Here is a 20,967-nt window from a genome sequence, read left to right on the forward strand (position 1 = left end):
CCTCTTTTATTTATAACGACTAAAGCGTGCTAATCTTCCTAATCCAGGTTTCTAACTTCAATTGGAAACAGGCTTTTCTGAAGCCTCTCGCGATATAGTTCATATTGCTCTGGCAACATTAACTTCTCTCCCATTGTTGCGTGTGCTTCGTCAATCGCAAATCCTGGTGGGTCTGTTGCGATTTCAAATAATATTTCTCCATGCTCTCGAAAGTAGATGGCATTAAAGTAGTTTCTGTCTTTAACTGGTGTCACACCATAGCCGCTTTTTTCCACATGCTGTTTCCAGTCCAGTTGATCTTGGTCATCTTCTGCGCGCCATGCGATATGATGTACGGTTCCAACACCCATTTCCCCACTGCTGCTGGAAGTTGCTTTTACATCAATAACATTGCCGATATCACCGTATGATCGAAAACGGATGAATCCGTCTGCTTCACTGACTTTTTCAAGTCCCATTACATCTTGGAGTAATTGCGCTGTTTTGTCTGGTTGGGCGGATAGTAGTGTAGCACCGCCAAATCCCTTGATCGCTACATCGGGTGTAACCTCACCGATTGTCCAACTGTTCTGTTCTCCATCTTCTCTTTCGACAATTTCCAATTGTAGTCCATGTGTATCTTCAAAATGTAATGTCGTTTCACCAAACTTCTCTATTTTGGTAAATACGATATTGAATTTTTCCAATCGATTTTCCCAGAAAGGAAGTGCACCGATTGGTACAACGTAGGAAGTAGTTCCAACCTGGCCGTCGCCAATTTTTCCTTGCTTGGAATCAGCCCATGGGAAGAAGGTGATAATGGTACCAGGGCTTGCATCTTTATTACCAAAGTAGAGGTGGTAGGTCCCTGGATCATCAAAGTTAATGGTTTGTTTAACCATTCTCAATCCTAAAATTCCTGCGTAAAAATCAACGTTTTCCTGTGGGTGGCCGACAATAGCTGTTATATGGTGAATGCCAGCTGTTTTTTTCATTGTTCGGTTTCTCCTTCTTTTCCTGCTTTTTTTAGCAGTTCAATTAATGTTTTCTTTTCTTCATCCGTTAAGCCTGAGAAGATATCCTCAATAACGCTTTGGTGCTTTGGAAAAATTTCATCCATTAGCTGTTTTCCTTGTTCGGTAATTTGAATATAAACAACGCGCCGGTCTTCCTTGCAATTACTTCTTTCTAATAAATTTTTAGTTTCTAATTTATCAATGACATAGGTGATCGATCCTGTATTAATGAGTACAGCATCAGAAATTTGCTTCACTGTTTGTCTGCCTTTGTGATATAAGGCTTCCAAAATAGTGAAATCCGATGTTTTCATCCCATGCTTGCTAATATCTTTTTTAATTTGTTCCTGGATGGATTTCGAGGACTTCATTAAAACAACGAATGATTTTAATGCTAAATTCTCGCTCATGCCGTCACCCCCGTCATTTATTCTGAATTAATTTATCTTTAATTAAGTATAGTTTAGCTTATAAATAGATGAATGTCAATGGATTGGTTTGCCTTTTTAATTTTGTAGTGAACCCCCCCTCCGCGTTCGTCTAGTTTTCGCACAAGCACTATAAGATTCACATAAACTGACCAAGAACCTTTCGGGGAGGTGAAACAATGTACCAACGAGAAAAACCATTCTTCTTTATAATAGCTGCGTTTTTGATTCTGTTTTCTCTAACCCTATCGATCTATTTATTTGCTAGTCTAGGCAATGGTAGTTCACCAGGAAATAGTCCTGGGAATGGCCTTAATAATAATGTCGAAAATAATATTGATGCTGAAAACGCCGATGTCGACAACTCCATTGAGAATACGATCAACAGTGGAGATGTAGGCGACATTGATAATAATGTGACAAATGATATCAACGTTAGTGTTGACGTAAATGTTTCGAACAGTATCTTGAACCATATTGAATCCGATACCAGTGGAGATGACGAGAACGGAAATGGAAATGACGACGACAATGGCAACAACGATGGCAACGGAAACGGCAATGACCAGGTTCCAGAGACTGTTTGGGGTGTTGACTCTGCAAGTCTCACCACAGAAGACATGTTAGCTTGTGTCACAGAGAATTTCGGTGATCCTAGCGTCTGGGGACGTTATCTTGGGGACAATGAAGGTGTTTCTGTCGGGTTAACGGAAGAAGAAATCGATTTACTCCAGTCCAATGATATTCAAACCTTAGTCATCTGGAATCATACGACAGATGTGACCGGCTATGATCACGGTCAAAGCGAGGCAAATCAAGCGATTGAAATGGCCCAAGATTTAGGCATCCCTGAAGGTGTGGCGTTATTTGCTAACGTAGAACCGATTTACCCAGTTGACGCTGCGTTCCTTTTAGGGTGGCATGATGCACTCACGGATTCGGAGTATAACTCTGGCGTATATGGAATTTTTGACCCAAGTGAAGAACTCTATGTTGCTTTTGAAGAAGCAGCCGAAGAAAATAGTGACTTACTCGATGAGATGTACGTTTGGACCGCATCACCAAACGTTGGAATTACGACAGAAGACGATGCACCATCTTATGAACCTGATTATCCTGAAGGATCTTTACTCGCTGGTTGGCAATATGGAATTGAGGCCGAGACGTGTAACATTGACACCAATCTTTTTGATGGGAATGTTTTAGAAGTATTGTGGTAAATGAAACCTAGCTTCGATAGAATGCAGACGCTATATTTCACAAAGAGCAACGCAATTTTCGCGTTGCTCTTCTACAATTATTCAGGTGTTCGTACGACTAAAACATCGCATTGAGCTGAGCGCACGATGGCTTCAGATACGGAACCAATTAAGAAACGCTCCACAGCATTCACCCCCTGTAGCACCACAGATAATTAAATCAGCTTCAATGGTGGTAGAGATCTCCTTCGTGATGATGCTCCTTGGAGAACCGTATTCGATTACGATATTTACGTTTTCGATACCTTCAGCCACGGCTTGTGCCTTGTAGCCATCTAATTAATTCCTTTGATTGTTGTTGTGTTTGGTCGATAATGGAATGGTCATACGTTCCAAATGATCGATTATCGAGTACGTTCACGATGTTGACGATCGAGCCTTCATACCGTTTTGCGAACTCGATTGATTTACGAAATGCGTATTCCGCTTCTTTTGAGCCGTCTACTGCTACTACAATATTTTTATAGTGATTTGCCATTTCTCCTAAACTCCTTTTTGATCATTCAAACGATCATCATCATCTAACATTTTAACTTGGCCTATTTAATTTTTTAGCGTATGAAAAAGTTTATCGCGGGTTCTTATTTACGAAAAGAGATCAGCAATATGTTGCACTTCTTTTTCCGTTAATTGAACGTCCAATGCTTTTAAATTATTTAAAACTTGCTCTGAATTCTTAGCACCAGGAATTACTGTATCGATGGAGTCACGTGTTAAATACCAGGCTAAGACAACATGACTTACTTCTGCCTGTTTTGCATTAGCTATTTCACGCAGTTGTTCCACTTTTTCTAGGTTTTGTTCGAATGCTTCACCTTTTAGGTGGGGCATTTTAGAGCGGAAGTCGTTAAACGTTGTGTTTTTTGTATATTTCCCAGTTAAGATCCCTGATGCAAAGGGGAAAAATGGGACGTAGGAAATATTATTTTCCGCTGTATAAGGGAGATAATCCGATTCGGCCGCGCGATTAAACAGATTGTAATGCCCCTGATAAACATCTACATAGCCATCTCGATTTGCTTCTATTAATTGATCCATTGAAAAATTTGAAACCCCGATTGCTCTAATCTTTCCTTCATCTTTTAATTCTTTTAAAGCGCCAACTGCCTCATCCTTTGGCGTGTTTTCGTCTGGTTTATGAATATAAAATAAATCGATATAGTCAGTTTGTAGTCGTTTTAAACTTTCTTCTACGGTTTGCTTTAAGAAGGCAGGGGAGTTATCAGTGATTACATCGTCACCGGCTAACTTCTGTGCTCCTTTTGTAGCAAGTACAATATCATTTCGCTTAGCCGTTTGCTTAACAGCTTCGCCGACTAATTCCTCCGAACGACCTTTTCCATAGCTAAATGCGGTATCGATAAAGTCCAGTCCAGCATCTACTGCATTACGGACAACTTTTTTATTGTTTTCTTCATCTAAATTTGGGTAAAGGTTATGCCCACCAATCGCATTGGCGCCAAGTCCAATTGGATTTACGTATAAATCTGTTTTGGCGATTTGTACTTTTTTTGTCATCGTGTAAAAACTCCTTTTTTCTAGTGATGGATTTAAATCTTTATTTACCTAATTGTATGAAAGTTTATCCTTTAGTTCAATGAATACAGATTCTTAGTTATTGCTGGATAGCCCAATAAGTTTAAAGGTTAGCTTGTATTGGGAATAGGTTCCATAGACAAATTTTCTCATAAGGAACGTAAAATAATGGAGGTATTTATAATGAAAATAGGCATAATTGGAGCATCAGGTAAAGCAGGAAGTCTTATTAAGAAAGAAGCTTTAGATAGAGGAAACGTCGTAACATCCATTGTAAGAGATGAAGCAAAATTAACAGGGAAAAGTGACTTTGTCATAGAAAAGGATATCTTTGATTTGAAGACAGAGGATATTAAAGATCTCGATGTGTTGGTGAATGCGTTTGGCGTACATGAGCCAGGGAAAGAACATCTTCATGTGGAAGCAGGCAGGGTTTTAATGGATATCGTGAAAGGGGATCCTGACACGAGGTTAATCGTCGTGGGAGGTGCAGGAAGTTTGTTTGTAGATGAAGCAAAAACAACAAAATTAATGGATACATCTGATTTTCCAAGAGAAGCTTACCCAACATCCGTAAATCAAGGGGAAAATCTGAAGGAATTAGAGCAAACTAGTGGAATCAATTGGACCTTCATCAGTCCGGGCGCATTCTTTGACCCTGAAGGAAAAAGGACAGGCACCTACCAAAAAGGGAATGATATTCTTATCACGAATGCAAAAGGAGAAAGCTATATAAGCTATGAAGATTATGCCATTGCCTTACTTGATGAAATTGAAACACCCGTGCATAGTAATGAAAGATTTGCGGTTGTTGCAGAAGCGGAATAGTGAATACAAGGTTTAACATATGTGTAAATGACCCTTATTATTCTAAAAGAAATAACTGTAAATAATTCCATTCCTATTTTAGGTATTGAAACCTCCTTTTGTAGCACGCTAAATATTGTTTCAGTACAATAATAAGGAGGTATTATCGTATGGATGAGAGAAAAATGGTGAGGTCTGAATCAAGAAGAGCTGCTGATGCAGAAGTTGCAGAAGAATTAGGGTCATTTAGAAGTCAAATTGATCAGTTACAACAATCAATTTCTGATATGCAGTCACAACAAGGTGCTCAAAGTCAAAGTCAGCAGCAGCCTAGTCAAGGGCAGCAGCCGGCTCAGGGGCTACAAAATCAATTGTTGCAGCAAATCCAACAATTTAGTGGTCAAACGCAAAACCAATTACAACAAACCGACCAACAACTTGAACAATCGATTCAGCAAGCAATTCAAGCATTAAATCAAGGGTTACAGCATGTGCAATCAAACCAAGCCCTGAATCAAATAAATCAATCTCTTGGACAAGCCGAACAACAGTTAAATCAAATGAGCCAACAACAAAGTCAACAAAGCCAGCAAGGACAACAATAACGAATAAGTCGAAACCATAACAAACGATAGCCTAATCCTTGAGTAAGACTGACAGATCATGATGTCAGTCTTACTTTAGTTTTATGTGATAAAAAACTTTTGGGTAAGGGGATCTTTATCAAATTATTAACGGACAGATTGAATAAATACTGTATGAAACTTCTACCCTTGTAGAAATTAGCAGCCATGTTAATATAATAGCTTCTTTGTGAACAAATAAACCCCACCTACTAACTAGGCAGGTGTGGTTTATTATGTGCTTCTTTAGTGGTGGTAACCATTATCCCCGCGTTCACGAGTTCCTCTAATAACAAATCCAGATTGCCCTTCATTAGGTTTATGAAGTTTTTCTGCATAATCGATTAACTGATCCACATTCTCAGGGGTCTAAACCAGCTTCTTCATACATAGTTTTAATGTAAAACAAGATTGTAAGCAAAAGATACGGATACTTCACATGAAAGTTTTTCACTTTTATTTTGAAAAATATTATAGGAGGTCATAAATAAATGGATACGTTACGCTTGGATATTCCAACCATTGCAATTACAGGCAGTGCTGGAAAAACGACAACCAAAGAGATGATCGCTTCAATATTGGACACAAAATGGGACATATTTAAATCTTATAAAAATAATAATAACCCTTCTTTGCATACAAAAAAACATGCTCAAATGATAGAACCTTGGCATCAAGGAGTGGTTTTAGAATATGGGATGTCAAGGGAGGGATTTGGAAAACAACATTGTAGTTATATTGAGCCTAATATCAGTATTATTACGAGTATTGGATTCGCTCATATGGGTGCTCTTGGAGGTAACCTAGAGAATATAGTCGAAGCAAAGTCAGCACTCTTTAAATATATGAAACCTACGGGCACGCTGTTAATAAATAGTGACGATGAGAATTCAAAATTATTACAGACGGATAGCTTTAAAGGCCAAATGATAACCGTAGGAATTAAGAATAAGGCTGACTATCAGGCAATTAATGTAACATTTTTGGATAATGGAATGCTTTTTCAAGTTTTGTTAGATAACCATCTTGAGGAATTTTTTATTCCTTGCTTTGGCAATTTTAATGTCATAAATGCATTGTTTGCAATTGCTGTTAGCCATCGACTGCATTTTACTCCTTCAGAGATAAGAAAAGGACTAATGAACTTTGAAAAACCTGTAAGACGATTATTTGTGAAGCATTTACGAGAAAACGCCATTCTTGTCGACGATAGCTATAGCGCTAACCCCCAAGCGGTCAAGGCGGCTATAGATGTTCTAAGCGAAATTGGAAAAGACAAAAAGAAAGTGGTTATACTAGGGTCAATGCTAGAATTAGGTCATTATTCAACTAAATTTCATGAGGATATTGGAAAATACGTAGTAATGAACAAAATCGATACGATTCTAACATATGGAAAAGATGCGAAATCAATTGGTGATGGGGCTCTCTCTGCTGGTCATCCCTTAGCGAAGCTATTCCACTTTGAAGACCGTGAACTTTTGCATGCACATATAGGAGACATCACAACATCGAATGCTGCGATTTTGGTTAAAGGCTCAAATGGTATGAAGATGAATATGACCGTAAAGTATCTTGTTAAAAAGAATGGATTAAAAAAGAAAAACTAGTGAAAAGTATAGCCGCATTCCTTTAGAGGATGCGGCTAACTTTTAGGTTAGAATACGGTGTTTGTTATAGTATTCTTAGTTTCTTTTATTATCTTTCGGTTCGTATTCTGCTTTTATTGATTTCCATATTGATACAATCATAATCAGAAGGATGACTGTAAATGGCAAAGCTGCTGTTAATGAAGCTGTTTGCAGGGCATCCAATCCACCTGTAAATAATAACACAAGAGCAATTGCTGTAATAAGAACACCCCATATTATTTTGGTTATCAGAGCTGGATTTAGACTTCCTTTAGATGTCATTGTTCCTAAAATATAAGTTGCAGAGTCAGCAGAAGTTACCATGAAGGTAAAAATCAGCAATATCGAAATGATCGATAAGATGTCTGTAAAAGGCACAACTCCGAGTGCTTCAAATAAAGCTACTGTTACATCATTGTTAACAGCCTCTGCAATACGAGTTCCATTATTTAAATCACTGTACAATGCAGTTCCGCCAAATACGGCAATCCATACACAGGCAATAGCGGGTGGTGCTAACATCACGCCTGCTACAAATTCACGGATGGTTCTGCCTCTAGACACCCGTGCTACAAATGCTCCTACAAATGGAGACCAGGCGATGGCCCATGCCCAGTAAAATATCGTCCAATCATATACCCACTCGCCACCTGTATATGGTGTCAGGCGCAGACTGTACTGAACAAAATGGGTTAAATAATCGCCTAAACCCAGCACAAAAGAGTTTAAAATAAATAATGTTGGCCCCAGTAAAAATACAATGACCATGATAAGCAGAGCCAGCCCTAAATTTATGTTGCTCAGCCATTTTATTCCTCTATCCAATCCTGTGCCAGAAGAGACTAAATAGCAAACCATCATGATTAGAGCTATTATAATCTGGACCCCGATATTATTCGGGATATTAAAGACGGATGACAACCCACCATTTAGCTGGATAAACGATAACCCGACGGTGGTCGCAACACCCATGACCGTAGCAATTACAGCCAATATGTTAATCGTATTCGCTACGCCCTTATTTTTCCCGATAACGGGTTCGATGGCAACAGAAACCAATCCGCTCCTTCTTTTTCTGAATTGAATAAAGGCAATTGCCAGTCCGGCAATCGCAAAAACGGCCCACTGACTAATGCCCCAGTGGAAAAAGGAATATCCCATTGCCACCCTGGCCGCTTCCTCTGTCTGTGGCTCAATGCCAGGAAACGGGGTTACAAAAAAATGACTCATCGGTTCTGCGACACTCCAGAAAACAAGCGATACGCCAAAGCCTGCCGAGAACAGCATACCAACCCATGTAAAAAACGGGTATTCCGGGCGTGAATCAGAAGGACCTAACCGCATTATTCCATATTTACTTATGGAAATTCCAACTAGGAATAGGATAATAACAAAAACTGCTAGTAAATAAAACCATCCAAAATTAACCGTTGTAAAATCAAAAAGTGTCTGGGCCACTGTGCCAAACTGCTCTGGCATGAAAGCACCAATGATAACTAATAAGCCAAGAATAATTGCCGAGATAAAAAATACTGGATTTTTATAACTCTCTTTTTTCTTCATAAAATATCCTTTCTGTTTCCCTTTAATTTTACGTTTTATTATAGCATATTATAGTTTACCCAACATATAAACTGCTAAACACTTTAGAACACTAAACACTAGAGGCGAAGAAATAGCCTCTAGTGGCATGCCAAAGCAGATTAATCGCTGCCGTTCTCTAACTCTTTCTTTTTAGCCAATAGTTCCTGAAATTCCTGATCCAATTCTTCGGATGGATCAATACTTAGCCTGCTCAACGTTTCGGATATTTTTGTATCTAGTAGGAGTAATTCGTCTTCCACCGGGTCAGCTTCCACCTGTGAAACATGGTTTTTGTATGCATCATAGGTTCCTTCAAATAAATGAATCTCCTGATTTTCAATTGTTAAAACGCGAGTAGCAATATGCTGGATAAAGCGGCGATCGTGAGTAACAAGCAGTATGGTTCCCACGTAATCCAGCAGGAGTTCTTCCAAAGCTTCAACTGCTTCGATATCAAGAAAATTTGTCGGTTCGTCTAATAGTAATGTGTTTATATCGCTGACAAATAGTTTTGCAAAAGCTACCTTTACTCGCTCACCCCCACTTAAAATCCCTACACTCTTATAAACATCATCTCGAAAAAAGTGAAGCCGTGCCAGAACCGTTCGAATTAAGGTTTCGTCTTGATTAGAGGTTGAACGCACATTTTCTAAAATGGATGCATTCAGGTCCAACACATCTAAATTTTGGCTGAAATAACCAATTTTCATAGCAGGGGAGATGGTAATACCTTTGTCTTCATTCACTAACTTTTTCAATAAAGTTGTTTTACCACTACCATTTTTTCCGATGATAGCTATTTTGTCACCGCCTTTAATGTGAAAGTGCGTTTCTTGCCAAAGCGTTCGATCCGCTATCAATCCTGTGACATCGTTCCATCGTAGAACAATTCGGCCTGTGAATGTTTCGTCGTTAGGCAGATCCATCTTAATAGGCGAAGATTCCTTTATTTTCTCTACTGTTTGTAATTTCTCCAATCGAGTTTCAATGGCTTTTGCCGATTTTCGGAGCTTCTTCTGTTTATTTGCAAAATAAGGCTTTGCACCTATGGCATTTGCTTCTGAAGAGCTGACATTTTTTGGGGCCTTCGTTGCTCTATTTGCTTTTTTCTCTTTTAGCTCCAATGCATTTTCAAGTTGCTGTTTCTTTTTCACATAGTTTTCGTAGGCATTTTCCTGTTGTCTACGCTCTAATTCTTTTTGTGCGTCGTAATCCGTGTAATTACCTTTGTATTCCCTGAGTATTCCATCATCTATTTCCCATATTGTTGTACATAGGGAATCCAAAAAAGCGCGGTCATGGGAAACAATAACGAGAGCTGCTTGTCGGCGCAATAACTGATTTTCAAGCTTTTCAATATGTTCGGTGTCAAGATTCGTTGTCGGTTCGTCTGCCAGTAAGATGTCTGTTTTTTTGGCTAATGCTTGATTGATATATTCTTGAGTTACTTCACCGCCACTTTTTGTTGTATTTGTGTTTTTTAGCTGTGGAAGCAGCTCGCGTGTTGCGTTCGAAATGACTGCGCCTTCACTAGATTGTTTCTGCCCAGCGAGGACTTCTAATAAAGTAGTTTTGCCACTGCCGTTGGTTCCAACTAGACCAATACGGTCATGCTGTTGAATGGTTAAGTGTTCTGCATCCACTAATAATTGGTCTTTTACATAGATTTTTAATTCCCTAGATTCTAATAAAATCATCTATTCATCTCCATTTCATACGATACTTGGAGACAAAAAAGTGCCTCCTATCCATTTTCAGAATAGGAGGTACGAGTGTACTTATGTAGTTAAGAAAGTTTTCTTAACTGCCAAAAAGAGTTTTCTCCCTTTTGATAACCACACAAACCAATCCTATTCTGAAAAATCAAGTTGACGGCATACGAAATAAGCAGAAAAATCTGCTGAAAAAGAATGCCTTCACTTGTATGTTTTCAAAAAAATAGGATTAGTACTTCATGTAATTGGGTCACCCTTTACGTTTTTAGTTAGTGTTATTATAAATGAAATGGGGTATTCTGTCTATGGCTACATAATCATAATTAATGGTATACTACATACAACTAAATATTTTGCTTTATGGTGACTTTGATAAAAGTTGAAAAGGGAAGTTGGTTCGAATCCAACGCGGTCCCGCCACTGTGATGAGGAGAACTCTTTTGTAACCACTGTTTCAGCAAGTGAAATGGGAAGGGAAAAGGTTCGATGATTCTAAGCCAGGAGACCTGCCATAAGGAAGAACATTTTAATCCTACGGGAAATAGGAAGTTGTTGCGCTCATTTATTTCATAACAGATGAAACTTTTTATGCGCGCATGAAGCATCTTCTATTATTAAGAGGGTGTTTTTTTAATTAGGAGGTAATGTTGTGGAAAAGGTAGCTATTCAGCATTCAAAAACGATTCAAACGCGCTTGGTACTTCCACCGGATACGAACCATTTGGATACGATATTCGGCGGGAAAGTGCTCGCTTATATTGATGAAGTTGCAGCATTAACAGCAATGAAGCATGCAAAAAGTGCTGTTGTGACAGCATCCATTGATTCTGTTGATTTTCTTTCAGCAGCGAAAGTAGGGGATTCCCTGAAGTTAGAGGCATTTGTGACGTATACAGGGACAAGTTCGATGGAGGTGTATGTAAAAGTTACAGCACATGATTTAATTAAGAATGAAGAGAGATTAACAACAGAATCTTTTCTGACAATGGTGGCTGTAAACGAACAAGGTAGTCCCGTCCCAGTACCAAAAGTATACCCTGAAAACGAGGAGGAAAAACAGTTACATAGAACCGCTCCTTCAAGAAAAGAGAACCGAAAAAGACGAGCTGCTATTAGATAAATGGATAGGAAGGGTATAATATAAAATGTAGAGAATGCAAACGAAAGGAGTAATAAGCGTGAAAAACCAATTAATGAAAATGCTTACAGAGCGAAAAGATGAAATGATCGAAATTCGCCGTCACTTGCACGAGAATCCAGAGCTTTCTTTTAAAGAAGAAAAGACAGCTCAGTATATTGTTGATTTTTATAAAGATAAAGATGTAGAGATGCAAACCAATGTAGGGAATGGGCATGGAATTATTGTAACAATCGAAGGGGGGAAGCCAGGGAAAAAAATAGGATTACGCGCAGATTTTGACGCACTGCCGATCGTTGAAGAGGCGGACGTTCCTTTTAAATCAAAAAATGAAGGGGTTATGCATGCGTGCGGACATGATGGTCATACCGCTTACTTGCTTGTTCTTGCTGACTGCCTTATTCAATTGAAGGCATCGCTTTCAGGTGCAATTAAAATCATACATCAGCACGCGGAGGAAACACCGCCAGGCGGGGCAAAAAGTATTATGGAGTCAGGGGTACTTGATGATGTGGATAATGCTTTTGGCGTTCATTTATTTCCAACAGACCCTGCTGGAACAGTTGGGTACAGAAGCGGGTATACAATGGCTGGCAGATCTTATTTTAAGCTGGTGATTCAAGGGAAAGGCGGACATGGGTCTTCCCCGCATATGGCAAATGATACGATTGTCGCCGGATCCCATTTTGTTACGGTCACTCAAACCATCATCAGCCGACGCTTGAATCCTTTTGAAATGGGGGTTGTTACAATTGGCTCATTTGATGGAAAAGGGACCTTCAACGTGATTAAAGATCGAATTGAACTTGAAGGGGACGTCCGTTATATGAATAGTAAAACACAAGCGCGTATTGATAAGGAGCTTCATCGTATTGTTGCTGGGATCGAGGAGGAATTCGGTGTGGAGTGTGAGCTTACATACATAGATGATTATCCAGTCTTATTCAATGATCCTGAAGTTACAGAAGTCGTCAAATCAAGTTTGGAAAATATGAATGACCCGGAGATTAAGGAAGTTAAAGAATATCCGAAATTCTCCGGTTCAGAGGATTTTGCATACTATGCAGAGAAAATTCCAAGCACGTTCTTCTTCATTGGCTGTAAACCAAAAGGGGTAGAAGAGCCGTACTTTAATCACCATCCCAAGTTTGATATTGACGAAGATGCACTCCTCGTTGCTGCAAAAGCAGTAGGGCAGGTTGTGTGCGATTATTATGAATTGGAATAAATTAGGGTTTTTCGTTCCCCGAACAGTGCCTGTCACGTCCCGGAATTTGTCGAATGGAAGCGCCCATCATTTTTTGCTGATGGGCGCTTCGATAAGGAAATGATTTATCTCATCCACCATATAATCGGTAATTAGCTCGTCTTTGTTCTCATAGTATTTATATAAAGTACCTCGTGCAATATGTAACCGTTCAGCTACTATACGAAAGGTAAACCCGGCATAGCTGTACTCAAGCAGGGTTTCTTTTGTTGTTTGATATAATTCTTCCTTGGTAAATTTTCGCTCGCGTGTCATATACTCACCTCACGTTTTATAATAAAGGAATTCTTTTTGATCCATGAATTTGTTTGGTCTTCTTGGTATATTATAATGGAATTATGGGTGTTAATGAACATGTGCGTTTTTTAAAGTTAGGGGGATTCATAAATGGCTAACTGGTTGAAGCGAATTTTGGGTATGGAAAAATGCTATATTTGTAATAATAAGGCAGTTAAACCACGCATGTATATTAATGATGAGGGTGAAAAGGTTCCTGTCTGTTTTAAATGTGTAACCTATGCGGAAAGGCGCGCAATGAAAAAATCCAGTTATTAGGAATGTCTAAAAGATTTCCTGCTGATAAACTGAAGTTGGAATATAAAATTATTAAATTTAGTTTAATCCTTCAATTGTATTTCTAAAAAGTTTACTGAATTTTTCCCGGTCCTCTGCTGTGAATGGCTTTGGACCTTTTGTTCGTTTTCCGCTTTTTCTTGCCATGGAGCTAATGTAGCGTGTTTGTAAGAGGTGGTCGATATTTTCATTTGTATACGTGAAGCCTTTATGATGAAGTACGGTGCATCCTTTTGCTAATCCAAGTGATGCAAGGCCGTAGTCTTGTGTAATAATGATATCGTCTTTCTTGGCAAGTTTCATAATTTTATAATCCGCAGCCTCTGCTCCAGTATCAACATAAATAGTCTCCACTCCATCTCCCTCTTCATCGTGAGAAAAATGGGCAAAGCTTTTGACAAGAACGACAGGAAGTTGTGCGCCTTGGGCTATTGGGATGACGATATCTTTTACTGGGCTTGCATCTGCATCAACGTAGATCTTCATTGGATTCACCTATTTTTCGTATGTAAGTTGGTAGTATAAGATGATTTTAACAAATAAACGTGACTGAAGCGACAAAATGTATGTAATCGATCTGAACACATACCAGTATATTAGCTCAAGTTCACCATTAATTTCTGCAAAAAATTGTTGAATGAAAATCATCGAATGAATAATTCATCAATCAAACTGCAACATTTATAAGTTTTGCTATTTAAAAAGCATATAATGGAAGTAAATTAAAATGGCATACAATTTTCATGTGTTAATCTCCAGCGCAGTAATATACACCCCTAAATAAATGTTTTTAAAAATACAAACTGTGGTAACATGAAACGAAAGATTGTATAAAAGGAGAGTTATATGAGTAAGAAACAAGTATTTTACAGCATATTATTTGGTTTCTTGATTATTGGAGTTTTAAGGTGGTTAGGGTTACCTTCCGCAGAAAGGTTATTATCATTATTCGGAGAACCTACTCTATTCAAAGCAATCACTATTATAAACATCCTTGCTCTCCTTATATTTATGCTTTTTAAAATTTCTTCCAAAAAAATGCAAAAGAATAAATTTTAATTTAAAATCCCACATCATTCAATAATGATGTGGGATTTTTTGTTTACTCTATTATGGATAAATATGAAATTAAGAATAAATCTCAAGTTGCAACTTGGATGAGTTGGTATAAGGAGGGGGGATTTATCGGTTTGATCAACGGATTGGTAAATACTATACATTTGGACATGCCCCTGAATTTTCAAGTGAAGATGCACTCCTAGTTGCTGTTGCTGCCAAGGTAGTTGGGCAAGTGGTATGCAAAAGTTATTAGCTAAATTGATTTTGGGCACAGAGCCATTATGTTTTTAAAAGCTAAATGGCTCTAAACTATTAATTTAGGAAGAAGATATCTTCTATAGTAAAGGTGATATCAGGAAAGATTGTTGAGGTGTAGGTTTGATTTTCTTGGTCATAAATTTCTTCTAGTTGGAAGGATTCTAGGTGTAGTACGTATTTTTCTATAATCTGGTTTTGGAAATCGACAATCAGATATTCCTTTACTCCAGCTTTTTCATAATAACGTCTTTTTAGCAGACGGTCGTTCCGGGCTGTGCTTGGAGATAATACTTCGATCACCAGATCAGGAGCGCCGTAGCAACGGTTGTTTTGCAATTTACTTCTTTCACAAACAATGGAAATATCCGGCAAAACAGTAACATCTTCTATTCCTTTCTTTTCAGCTGTAAAAGGAAGGACAACTTGTAGATTACTGCCAAATACTTGGCATGTATTTCTTTTAAGCACTGTTCTAAATTCTCCAATTAAATTTGCAATTACTCCTTCATGTTCATAAGATGCTGGAGCCATGAACACAGGAACCCCTTCATATAATTCTGCGCGTTCTTCTTTTACTTGGAATAGAAATTCATCTAGTGTATAGGTTTTATTTTTATCAAGATGATCCATTTCCTTCCTCCTTTTTTACATTCATTCTTTATCCAATAGTAGCAAGAAATAGCATGCTGCACAAGTTGACAGCAAAACAAAAATGCTTTAATTATATTTCCTAATTGTGTTTCTTAAAAGATCGCTGAATTTTTCCCGATCTCTGCTGTGTATGGCTTAGGGCCCTTTGTCCGTTTCCCGATTTTTCTAGCCATCGAACTAATGTAGCGTGTTTGTAATAGATTATCGACCTTTTCATTCGTGTAGATAAATCCTTTATGATGAAGCACTGTGCCTCCTTTTGCTAATTCAAGTAAAGCTAGGCCGTAAATTGTTGAATGAAAATCATCGAATGAATAATTCACCAATCAAACTGCAACATTTATAAAAAAACAAAAAAGTGTTGCAATTTTAAAAAATAAAGCATACAATAAAATTAAACTAGGTATTTGGAAAGTTAAATCGAATTATAAATATAAATTATTGCGAGATAGAGGAGATATAAATATGGATAAACGAGAGATGATGGAAATTAATTTGAAACAGCAAAAGGTTATTTCTGACCCTTTGCGCTCACAAATCATTGCATTGTTGTATGAAGAGCCAATGACGCCAAAGCAAACAGCAGATAAGGTAGGGAAAAACCCTGGAACGATTTATTATCATATCCAACAACTTTTTAAGCATCACATCTTAGAAATTGACCATGTGAGCACAGAAAAAGGGATCGTAGAAAAATATTACCGGGCAAAGGCGGTGTCGTTTAGAAACCCTGATGAGGAAGTCCCCTCTAATCATGTTGGCGGCAGCAGATCGCATATGTTTCTGTCTGACAAATTAGTAAAAGAATTAGATGAAGAAGTTCAGGAACTGTTTTTTAAGTACGCGCACTTGTCTTACAAAGAGACGGAGGAACAAAAGCCGTATGAGGTTGGTTTCCATATTAAAGAATTTAAAGAAGAGGAGGGGGAAGAGTGAAAGCATTTTTTATCGAACGCAATTTCCTAATATTATTGTCAGGTGTGTTCATTAACGGTATTGGTGGCGGGGTTTATGCTGTATCCGGGATGTTGCTCGTTCTTCATTTGAGCGGAAGCGTTCTCTATTCAGGTTTTGCATTTTTTGCTGTTTCACTTGCGAACGCTATGGGGTTTCTTGTTGCGCCGTTAGCCAATTATTTCAAGTATAAAAATGGGTTAGTCATCTGTGGATTTTTGAAGGCGGCTCTTCTGTTTACGATTCCATTGTGCTATATAACCGTTGGCCTTAACGTCTATTATGTCATTTTTCTATTATTTACGATTTCCCTTCTTTCTCAATTTACCTATCCAATTGAGTCGACTATTCTTCCTATAATAGTTGGAAAAGACAATATTATTCAAGCCAATTCTTATTTACAGACAGTTCGGGAAGCAATGGATGTTGTATTTGTAGCTGGTGCAGGAATTCTTGTTGCATTTATAGGATCCGTTCAAGCGATTTTAATTACGGCTATTTGCATGTTATTGTCCGCTCTTGCTTATACCTTATTTAATTTCCAACAACCAGAAGAATCTAAAGATAAACAATCAGTTGGCAATGTTTTGGATGTATACAAAAGTGATCTAAAGGCAGGGATTGGTTATATTCGATATTCACTCATTCCAAAGATGATCGTATCCATTATATTTATAAACTTGGCAATGGGCGTAATGACGACAAACTTGCCTGCTTTTGCGCTCATTAAAGGAGGAAGTGAAGCAACATATGGCTTTTATATGGCGGCGTTGTCGCTTGGGATAATGATTGGAACGATTATGACATCGAAAATAAAAGAAATTGGATTTGGACGATTAACGATCATCAGTTTTAGTGGTACCGGCGTGCTGTGGATGGGTACAGCTCTTCTTCCCGTTATCCCATCACTTATCCTTTTTTGTTTGGGAGCAATCTCCATTGGCATTATTAATATACTGATATTTTCCGCAGTTCAGCAACAAGTTGAAACGTTGTTCATTGGGCGGGTCATAACGGTATTATCAAGTGCAGCATCAATCGGTATACCTTTTGGTGCGCTTGCTGGAGGTGTCATTGGTGAAACATTTACTCCAGTTGTTCCAGTCTTTATATGCGGAATAGCGATGTGTGTCTTTAGCTTTAGCTGGTTAAGCAGTTCTGTGCTACGAAAGCTTCCTAAAATTGATGAGGCGAAATTATTCCCTGCAAAACAGGTAGAGGAAGTCTAATGTCAATAAATGTATCTATGCGTATACGAATCACCTAAAGGATAAGAAGAGGCCTCTCATGTTATAGGTCTCTTTTTATGCTTATTTCACATGATATTTTGTTAATTAATGGGAGGAGAGAGATGATCTCAATCAGAATTCCCTTTGAATTTCAGACATTTTTAGGTTGAGTTTTGTTAAATAGGTAATATACTAAATTACAAAAATACATCGGCGTTTCTGTTGGGAGAGGTTCATCGCCAACTTTGGACGCGTTTGTCTGTAACTGTTACAGTCCCAATCTTTAGAAAGAGCCTAAATAAAAGGAATTGAGCTATCATTTTGTGAAAAGCTTTATTCCTTTTCCGATGATTAAAAGTAAGTTATTATGGCTGAAATGCTAGTGATTGGATTATGATTTTAGCATGATTATAAGGAGATGAACATATGAATCAAAAAGTGATCATTAATGATTTAGCAATAAACGCAATGAATTACCAAGAAGAAACGGTTACGGAAGAGGGTAAAGATCTGTTTAAAATAGGTTTTGATTTTAAAGTAACCAGCAGTGATTACCATGATGTAACCACTTTACTTTATAAAAATGATTTTACTGTTAAGGTGCCAGGAAGAAATATCAATTTATATGCAACCATTTATAATTACTCCACGTCCATTACGAATTTGTATGAGGAAGATGCAGTCGGGGACTTTAAGCTGGAGTTAATGGAAAAGGTATAGGTCACTACCAATATCCTATGGGGGGATCTTCAAAAAGTCCAGTAAAAGTGACACAATGAAGAGGAACTTCGACTAAGTACCGACAGTCCTTGCGTCGAATGTAGAAGTCACCACAACACGTTAGAACCCAGGACGTGCTAGTGTCGGTGTTGCCACAAATGTTTTCGGTGGGGTGAGCATTTACGCGCAGTCCCAGGTCGTGGCGAACTTAACCGACGCGGTCCTTTTTATCCTTATTTTTGAACCAAGCTTATCAAAACAGAGTTGCTGGGCACCATATGATAGGCACTCCCATATACTACTAAGAATTTGGATTTTGGGAGGAATGGAAATTGAATAATGAATTTCATATGTTTGTCGAGAATATCATAGAAAGTTGGCCCGAGCAACAGCGAGAAGGCGCTGAAAAAATAATGAATAAATATGGATTACCGCAAGAAGCTATAACAAGCAGGCTAATATGGTATGACAATTATCCTTGGCAGATAAAAAAGTATAAAATACTTTCTTACTGCATAAGTGCAACTAAGGTTGTACCCTAAAGGCTTGGTGACAACCAAGTTTTCTAAGAAGAAAACAATTGTCCACCGGGACGCAGTGCCACATAATTTTCCGACGCCACACCCGGATTTTCTGGAGCAAACCATTAATTATAGAGCCCCGTTGGACGCTTTTGATGCTATTGCCTATTATGACGGCAGCTGCTACCCCGATCGAACGAAGGGGGAAGTTACTGCCGTTTGTGATAAGGAAGAAATGAATATGTTATCTATAAACCTGTTTCATGTTATCGTGACAAGAAAAAGAACGGGAGAAGAAGCAAGGCGATGCATGATTGAGATGGCGGCGGATTTCTTGCTTCATCATATTTCCTCGCCATATGTAGAGCAATTTCTTTTTCCCCAGCAATATCATACGGAAGATCCTGACAAGGCGTATTTTTAATTTACAAAGGCCACCACAACAGCCAGATTCGGGCTTTTGATCCGTCTCTGGCTCATTTAATTTATGGGCATCTATCTAGATTGTCTATGTTATAATAGAAAATAATTATGTGAAGAGAGGATGTAAATTATGCTACCAACTATTATTGTGATAGCCATTGTTCTGATTCTGGCCATTTTTCTTATCACATCGTATAACCGACTGATCAAATTACGAAACTGGGTGCAGGAAGCTTGGAGTCAGATTGATGTTCAATTGAAAAGACGTCATGACCTGATCCCCAACCTTGTAAATACAGTGAAGGGCTATGCTGAACATGAACGTGAAACATTGGAGAGCGTTGTGGAAGCACGAAGTCAATTGGTTAATGGATCACCGCAAGAACGTATAGATGCTGATAATCAAATTGAAGGGGCACTGAAATCAATTTTTGCCTTATCGGAATCTTATCCAGATTTAAAAGCGAATGAGAACTTTTTAAACCTTCAAGAAGAACTGTCAACAACGGAAAACAAAGTAGCCTATTCTAGACAGCTTTATAATAAGTCTGTTGCCGAATATAATATTAAGCGGCAATCGTTCCCTACCAATCTTATGGCAAGTATGTTTAATTTTGAAGGAGAAGAACCTCTTTCTATACCCGAAGAAGAAAGAGAAGTTCCGGATGTAAGCTTTTAATGGAGGCCTATTATGCTATATCAACAAATTAACCAAAATAAACGAAAAACAGTTTTACTTGTGGCTTTATTTAGTGTGCTTGTCCTAGTGCTTGGCTCGGCAATAGGCTATTTATTAAACAATGATTTTGTCTCAGGTGTTATCATTACGATCATTGTATTAGCTATTTATGTGCCGATCACGTTAAAAACTGCGAACGCTCAAGTATTGAAAATGTCTGGTTCAAAAGAGATCCAGCGTAAGGATCATCCGCAACTTTTTGGTGTGGTTGAGGAGCTCTCTATTGCCGCTCGTATACCAATGCCAAAGGTTTATATCGTAGAAGATCCAGCACCTAATGCCTTTGCAACTGGAACCAAACCAGAGAAGGGGGCAGTGGCTTTTACGACAGGTTTGTTAGATAGATTGAATCGTGAAGAACTATCAGGAGTAGCTGCCCATGAAATCGCACATATTCGCAATTATGATATACGTTTGATGACGATTTGTGTTGCTCTGGTTGGTGTTATTGTTCTCGTTGCTAATATTGGGTCACGAATGATGCTTTTCGGTGGTGCACGAAGAGGTGGGGGGAATAATAAGAGTAATCCGATACTAATGATACTTGCAATTGTGTTGGTTATTCTTGCTCCAATAGCTGCTCAATTTGTAAAACTGGCTGTCTCCAGAAACCGTGAATACTTAGCAGACGCGTCAGCGGTTGAATTTACACGTAATCCAAAAGGGCTAATCAATGCTTTAAATAAAATAAGCCAAGATCCAAATGATGTAAAAGAAGCAAAGGAAGCTACTGCTTCTATGTACATTTCGAATCCATTTAAAAAGAAACGGAAGAAGAAAAGCTCCTTATGGTCAACACACCCTCCAATGGAAAGTCGAATTGAGCAATTGAAGAATATGTAGCTAGTAAGGGATGA

At 38.3% G+C, this 20,967-nt stretch carries 23 protein-coding genes, 2 pseudogenes and 1 riboswitch; of the genes and pseudogenes, 15 read left to right on the plus strand and 10 right to left on the minus strand.

Features of this window, described 5'->3' with window-relative positions; translation table 11 throughout:
- Nucleotides 1-38: 38 nt before the first annotated feature.
- Both OLD84_RS02825 and OLD84_RS02830 read right to left on the minus strand, forming a co-directional pair.
- On the minus strand, nt 39-974 hold the full coding sequence (locus OLD84_RS02825) for a ring-cleaving dioxygenase (RefSeq protein WP_209461620.1): 936 nt from the start codon (nt 972-974) through the stop codon (nt 39-41).
- Nucleotides 971-1,405 (minus strand): MarR family winged helix-turn-helix transcriptional regulator, encoded by a 435-nt coding sequence (locus OLD84_RS02830; protein ID WP_209461621.1) that lies wholly within the window; start codon nt 1,403-1,405, stop codon nt 971-973. Before OLD84_RS02830 ends, OLD84_RS02825 begins: the two co-directional genes overlap by 4 nt.
- Before the next feature lie 197 nt (nt 1,406-1,602).
- Here OLD84_RS02830 and OLD84_RS02835 point away from each other — a divergent pair, with 197 nt between their 5' ends.
- Entirely contained in the window at nt 1,603-2,643 is a 1,041-nt protein-coding gene (locus tag OLD84_RS02835) for a glycoside hydrolase domain-containing protein (protein ID WP_209461622.1), read from the plus strand.
- 77 nt (nt 2,644-2,720) lie between these two features.
- Here OLD84_RS02835 and OLD84_RS02840 read toward each other — a convergent pair.
- Both OLD84_RS02840 and OLD84_RS02845 read right to left on the minus strand, forming a co-directional pair.
- A pseudogene (locus OLD84_RS02840) lies at nt 2,721-3,160 on the minus strand (universal stress protein).
- A 107-nt stretch (nt 3,161-3,267) separates the two neighbouring features.
- Nucleotides 3,268-4,200, minus strand: a complete 933-nt coding sequence (locus OLD84_RS02845) for an aldo/keto reductase (protein ID WP_209461623.1) — start codon at nt 4,198-4,200, stop codon at nt 3,268-3,270.
- A gap of 201 nt (nt 4,201-4,401) precedes the next feature.
- Here OLD84_RS02845 and OLD84_RS02850 point away from each other — a divergent pair, with 201 nt between their 5' ends.
- The 3 genes from OLD84_RS02850 to OLD84_RS02860 all read left to right on the plus strand — a co-directional run bounded on the left by OLD84_RS02850 (nt 4,402) and on the right by OLD84_RS02860 (nt 7,258).
- Nucleotides 4,402-5,046, plus strand: a complete 645-nt coding sequence (locus OLD84_RS02850) for an NAD(P)-dependent oxidoreductase (RefSeq protein WP_209461624.1) — start codon at nt 4,402-4,404, stop codon at nt 5,044-5,046.
- 149 nt (nt 5,047-5,195) lie between these two features.
- On the plus strand, nt 5,196-5,630 hold the full coding sequence (locus tag OLD84_RS02855) for a hypothetical protein (protein ID WP_209461625.1): 435 nt from the start codon (nt 5,196-5,198) through the stop codon (nt 5,628-5,630).
- Between the two features lie 509 nt (nt 5,631-6,139).
- Nucleotides 6,140-7,258, plus strand: a complete 1,119-nt coding sequence (locus OLD84_RS02860) for a UDP-N-acetylmuramoyl-tripeptide--D-alanyl-D-alanine ligase (protein WP_209461626.1) — start codon at nt 6,140-6,142, stop codon at nt 7,256-7,258.
- 75 nt (nt 7,259-7,333) lie between these two features.
- Here the strand turns inward: OLD84_RS02860 and OLD84_RS02865 are convergent, their stop codons facing one another.
- Both OLD84_RS02865 and OLD84_RS02870 read right to left on the minus strand, forming a co-directional pair.
- Entirely contained in the window at nt 7,334-8,842 is a 1,509-nt protein-coding gene (locus OLD84_RS02865) for a BCCT family transporter (RefSeq protein WP_209461627.1), read from the minus strand.
- Nucleotides 8,843-8,982: 140 nt separating this feature from the next.
- Nucleotides 8,983-10,560: a Vga family ABC-F type ribosomal protection protein gene (locus OLD84_RS02870; RefSeq protein WP_209461628.1), complete on the minus strand. Its 1,578-nt coding sequence runs from the start codon at nt 10,558-10,560 to the stop codon at nt 8,983-8,985.
- A 362-nt stretch (nt 10,561-10,922) separates the two neighbouring features.
- Nucleotides 10,923-11,106: riboswitch (cobalamin riboswitch) on the plus strand.
- A 121-nt stretch (nt 11,107-11,227) separates the two neighbouring features.
- Here OLD84_RS02870 and OLD84_RS02875 point away from each other — a divergent pair.
- Complete coding sequence (locus OLD84_RS02875; RefSeq protein ID WP_209461629.1) at nt 11,228-11,698, plus strand: acyl-CoA thioesterase; 471 nt, start codon at nt 11,228-11,230, stop codon at nt 11,696-11,698.
- A gap of 58 nt (nt 11,699-11,756) precedes the next feature.
- A complete protein-coding gene (locus OLD84_RS02880) occupies nt 11,757-12,944 on the plus strand; it encodes an amidohydrolase (protein WP_209461630.1) in 1,188 nt (395 codons plus the stop codon).
- A 66-nt stretch (nt 12,945-13,010) separates the two neighbouring features.
- On the opposite strand, the gene OLD84_RS02885 is transcribed toward OLD84_RS02880, so the two are convergent.
- Entirely contained in the window at nt 13,011-13,238 is a 228-nt protein-coding gene (locus OLD84_RS02885; RefSeq protein ID WP_209461631.1) for a TetR/AcrR family transcriptional regulator, read from the minus strand.
- Nucleotides 13,239-13,370: 132 nt separating this feature from the next.
- Here OLD84_RS02885 and OLD84_RS02890 point away from each other — a divergent pair, with 132 nt between their 5' ends.
- Nucleotides 13,371-13,538, plus strand: coding sequence for a hypothetical protein (locus OLD84_RS02890; protein ID WP_209461632.1), 168 nt, complete (start codon nt 13,371-13,373; stop codon nt 13,536-13,538).
- Between the two features lie 57 nt (nt 13,539-13,595).
- Here OLD84_RS02890 and OLD84_RS02895 read toward each other — a convergent pair whose 3' ends face one another.
- On the minus strand, nt 13,596-14,042 hold the full coding sequence (locus OLD84_RS02895; protein WP_209461633.1) for a YaiI/YqxD family protein: 447 nt from the start codon (nt 14,040-14,042) through the stop codon (nt 13,596-13,598).
- 360 nt (nt 14,043-14,402) lie between these two features.
- Between OLD84_RS02895 and OLD84_RS02900 the strand changes: the two genes are divergently transcribed.
- Nucleotides 14,403-14,615: a hypothetical protein gene (locus OLD84_RS02900; RefSeq protein ID WP_209461634.1), complete on the plus strand. Its 213-nt coding sequence runs from the start codon at nt 14,403-14,405 to the stop codon at nt 14,613-14,615.
- A gap of 312 nt (nt 14,616-14,927) precedes the next feature.
- Here OLD84_RS02900 and OLD84_RS02905 read toward each other — a convergent pair whose 3' ends face one another.
- Together OLD84_RS02905 and OLD84_RS02910 are read right to left on the minus strand one after the other, a co-directional pair.
- Entirely contained in the window at nt 14,928-15,503 is a 576-nt protein-coding gene (locus OLD84_RS02905; RefSeq protein ID WP_209461635.1) for a Uma2 family endonuclease, read from the minus strand.
- An 87-nt stretch (nt 15,504-15,590) separates the two neighbouring features.
- A pseudogene (locus tag OLD84_RS02910) lies at nt 15,591-15,811 on the minus strand (DUF188 domain-containing protein); the annotation flags it as partial.
- A gap of 178 nt (nt 15,812-15,989) precedes the next feature.
- On the opposite strand from OLD84_RS02910, the gene OLD84_RS02915 reads away from it, so the two are divergent.
- From OLD84_RS02915 to htpX, 7 genes are all read left to right on the plus strand, one after another.
- Nucleotides 15,990-16,460: an ArsR/SmtB family transcription factor gene (locus OLD84_RS02915; RefSeq protein ID WP_209461636.1), complete on the plus strand. Its 471-nt coding sequence runs from the start codon at nt 15,990-15,992 to the stop codon at nt 16,458-16,460.
- A complete protein-coding gene (locus tag OLD84_RS02920) occupies nt 16,457-17,707 on the plus strand; it encodes an MFS transporter (protein WP_209461637.1) in 1,251 nt (416 codons plus the stop codon). The genes OLD84_RS02915 and OLD84_RS02920 overlap by 4 nt, the downstream gene beginning before the upstream one ends.
- Before the next feature lie 426 nt (nt 17,708-18,133).
- A complete protein-coding gene (locus OLD84_RS02925; protein WP_209461638.1) occupies nt 18,134-18,427 on the plus strand; it encodes a DUF3219 family protein in 294 nt (97 codons plus the stop codon).
- A gap of 332 nt (nt 18,428-18,759) precedes the next feature.
- The gene (locus OLD84_RS02930) at nt 18,760-18,969 is read left to right on the plus strand and encodes a hypothetical protein (protein ID WP_245301442.1); all 210 of its coding nucleotides are present in this window, start codon (nt 18,760-18,762) and stop codon (nt 18,967-18,969) included.
- A gap of 7 nt (nt 18,970-18,976) precedes the next feature.
- Nucleotides 18,977-19,372, plus strand: coding sequence for a hypothetical protein (locus OLD84_RS02935; RefSeq protein WP_264917484.1), 396 nt, complete (start codon nt 18,977-18,979; stop codon nt 19,370-19,372).
- Between the two features lie 129 nt (nt 19,373-19,501).
- Nucleotides 19,502-20,050 carry a LemA family protein gene (locus OLD84_RS02940; protein WP_209461639.1) on the plus strand — a complete coding sequence of 183 codons (549 nt, stop codon included), beginning with the start codon at nt 19,502-19,504 and terminating at the stop codon, nt 20,048-20,050.
- A gap of 12 nt (nt 20,051-20,062) precedes the next feature.
- Nucleotides 20,063-20,953 carry a zinc metalloprotease HtpX gene (gene htpX, locus OLD84_RS02945; protein WP_209461640.1) on the plus strand — a complete coding sequence of 297 codons (891 nt, stop codon included), beginning with the start codon at nt 20,063-20,065 and terminating at the stop codon, nt 20,951-20,953.
- The last annotated feature ends 14 nt before the right edge of the window (nt 20,954-20,967 follow it).

This window comes from Virgibacillus natechei (assembly GCF_026013645.1).
In the GTDB taxonomy this organism is placed as follows: Bacteria; Bacillota; Bacilli; order Bacillales; family Amphibacillaceae; genus Virgibacillus_L; species Virgibacillus_L natechei.

Coding starts and splice junctions, on each gene's coding strand:
- OLD84_RS02825 (WP_209461620.1), bottom strand. CDS start 974: ATGAAAAAAACAGCTGGCATTCACCATATAACAGCTATTGTCGGCCAC.
- OLD84_RS02830 (WP_209461621.1), bottom strand. CDS start 1,405: ATGAGCGAGAATTTAGCATTAAAATCATTCGTTGTTTTAATGAAGTCC.
- OLD84_RS02835 (WP_209461622.1), top strand. CDS start 1,603: ATGTACCAACGAGAAAAACCATTCTTCTTTATAATAGCTGCGTTTTTG.
- OLD84_RS02845 (WP_209461623.1), bottom strand. CDS start 4,200: ATGACAAAAAAAGTACAAATCGCCAAAACAGATTTATACGTAAATCCA.
- OLD84_RS02850 (WP_209461624.1), top strand. CDS start 4,402: ATGAAAATAGGCATAATTGGAGCATCAGGTAAAGCAGGAAGTCTTATT.
- OLD84_RS02855 (WP_209461625.1), top strand. CDS start 5,196: ATGGATGAGAGAAAAATGGTGAGGTCTGAATCAAGAAGAGCTGCTGAT.
- OLD84_RS02860 (WP_209461626.1), top strand. CDS start 6,140: ATGGATACGTTACGCTTGGATATTCCAACCATTGCAATTACAGGCAGT.
- OLD84_RS02865 (WP_209461627.1), bottom strand. CDS start 8,842: ATGAAGAAAAAAGAGAGTTATAAAAATCCAGTATTTTTTATCTCGGCA.
- OLD84_RS02870 (WP_209461628.1), bottom strand. CDS start 10,560: ATGATTTTATTAGAATCTAGGGAATTAAAAATCTATGTAAAAGACCAA.
- OLD84_RS02885 (WP_209461631.1), bottom strand. CDS start 13,238: ATGACACGCGAGCGAAAATTTACCAAGGAAGAATTATATCAAACAACA.
- OLD84_RS02890 (WP_209461632.1), top strand. CDS start 13,371: ATGGCTAACTGGTTGAAGCGAATTTTGGGTATGGAAAAATGCTATATT.
- OLD84_RS02895 (WP_209461633.1), bottom strand. CDS start 14,042: ATGAAGATCTACGTTGATGCAGATGCAAGCCCAGTAAAAGATATCGTC.
- OLD84_RS02900 (WP_209461634.1), top strand. CDS start 14,403: ATGAGTAAGAAACAAGTATTTTACAGCATATTATTTGGTTTCTTGATT.
- OLD84_RS02905 (WP_209461635.1), bottom strand. CDS start 15,503: ATGGATCATCTTGATAAAAATAAAACCTATACACTAGATGAATTTCTA.
- OLD84_RS02915 (WP_209461636.1), top strand. CDS start 15,990: ATGGATAAACGAGAGATGATGGAAATTAATTTGAAACAGCAAAAGGTT.
- OLD84_RS02925 (WP_209461638.1), top strand. CDS start 18,134: ATGAATCAAAAAGTGATCATTAATGATTTAGCAATAAACGCAATGAAT.
- OLD84_RS02940 (WP_209461639.1), top strand. CDS start 19,502: ATGCTACCAACTATTATTGTGATAGCCATTGTTCTGATTCTGGCCATT.
- htpX (WP_209461640.1), top strand. CDS start 20,063: ATGCTATATCAACAAATTAACCAAAATAAACGAAAAACAGTTTTACTT.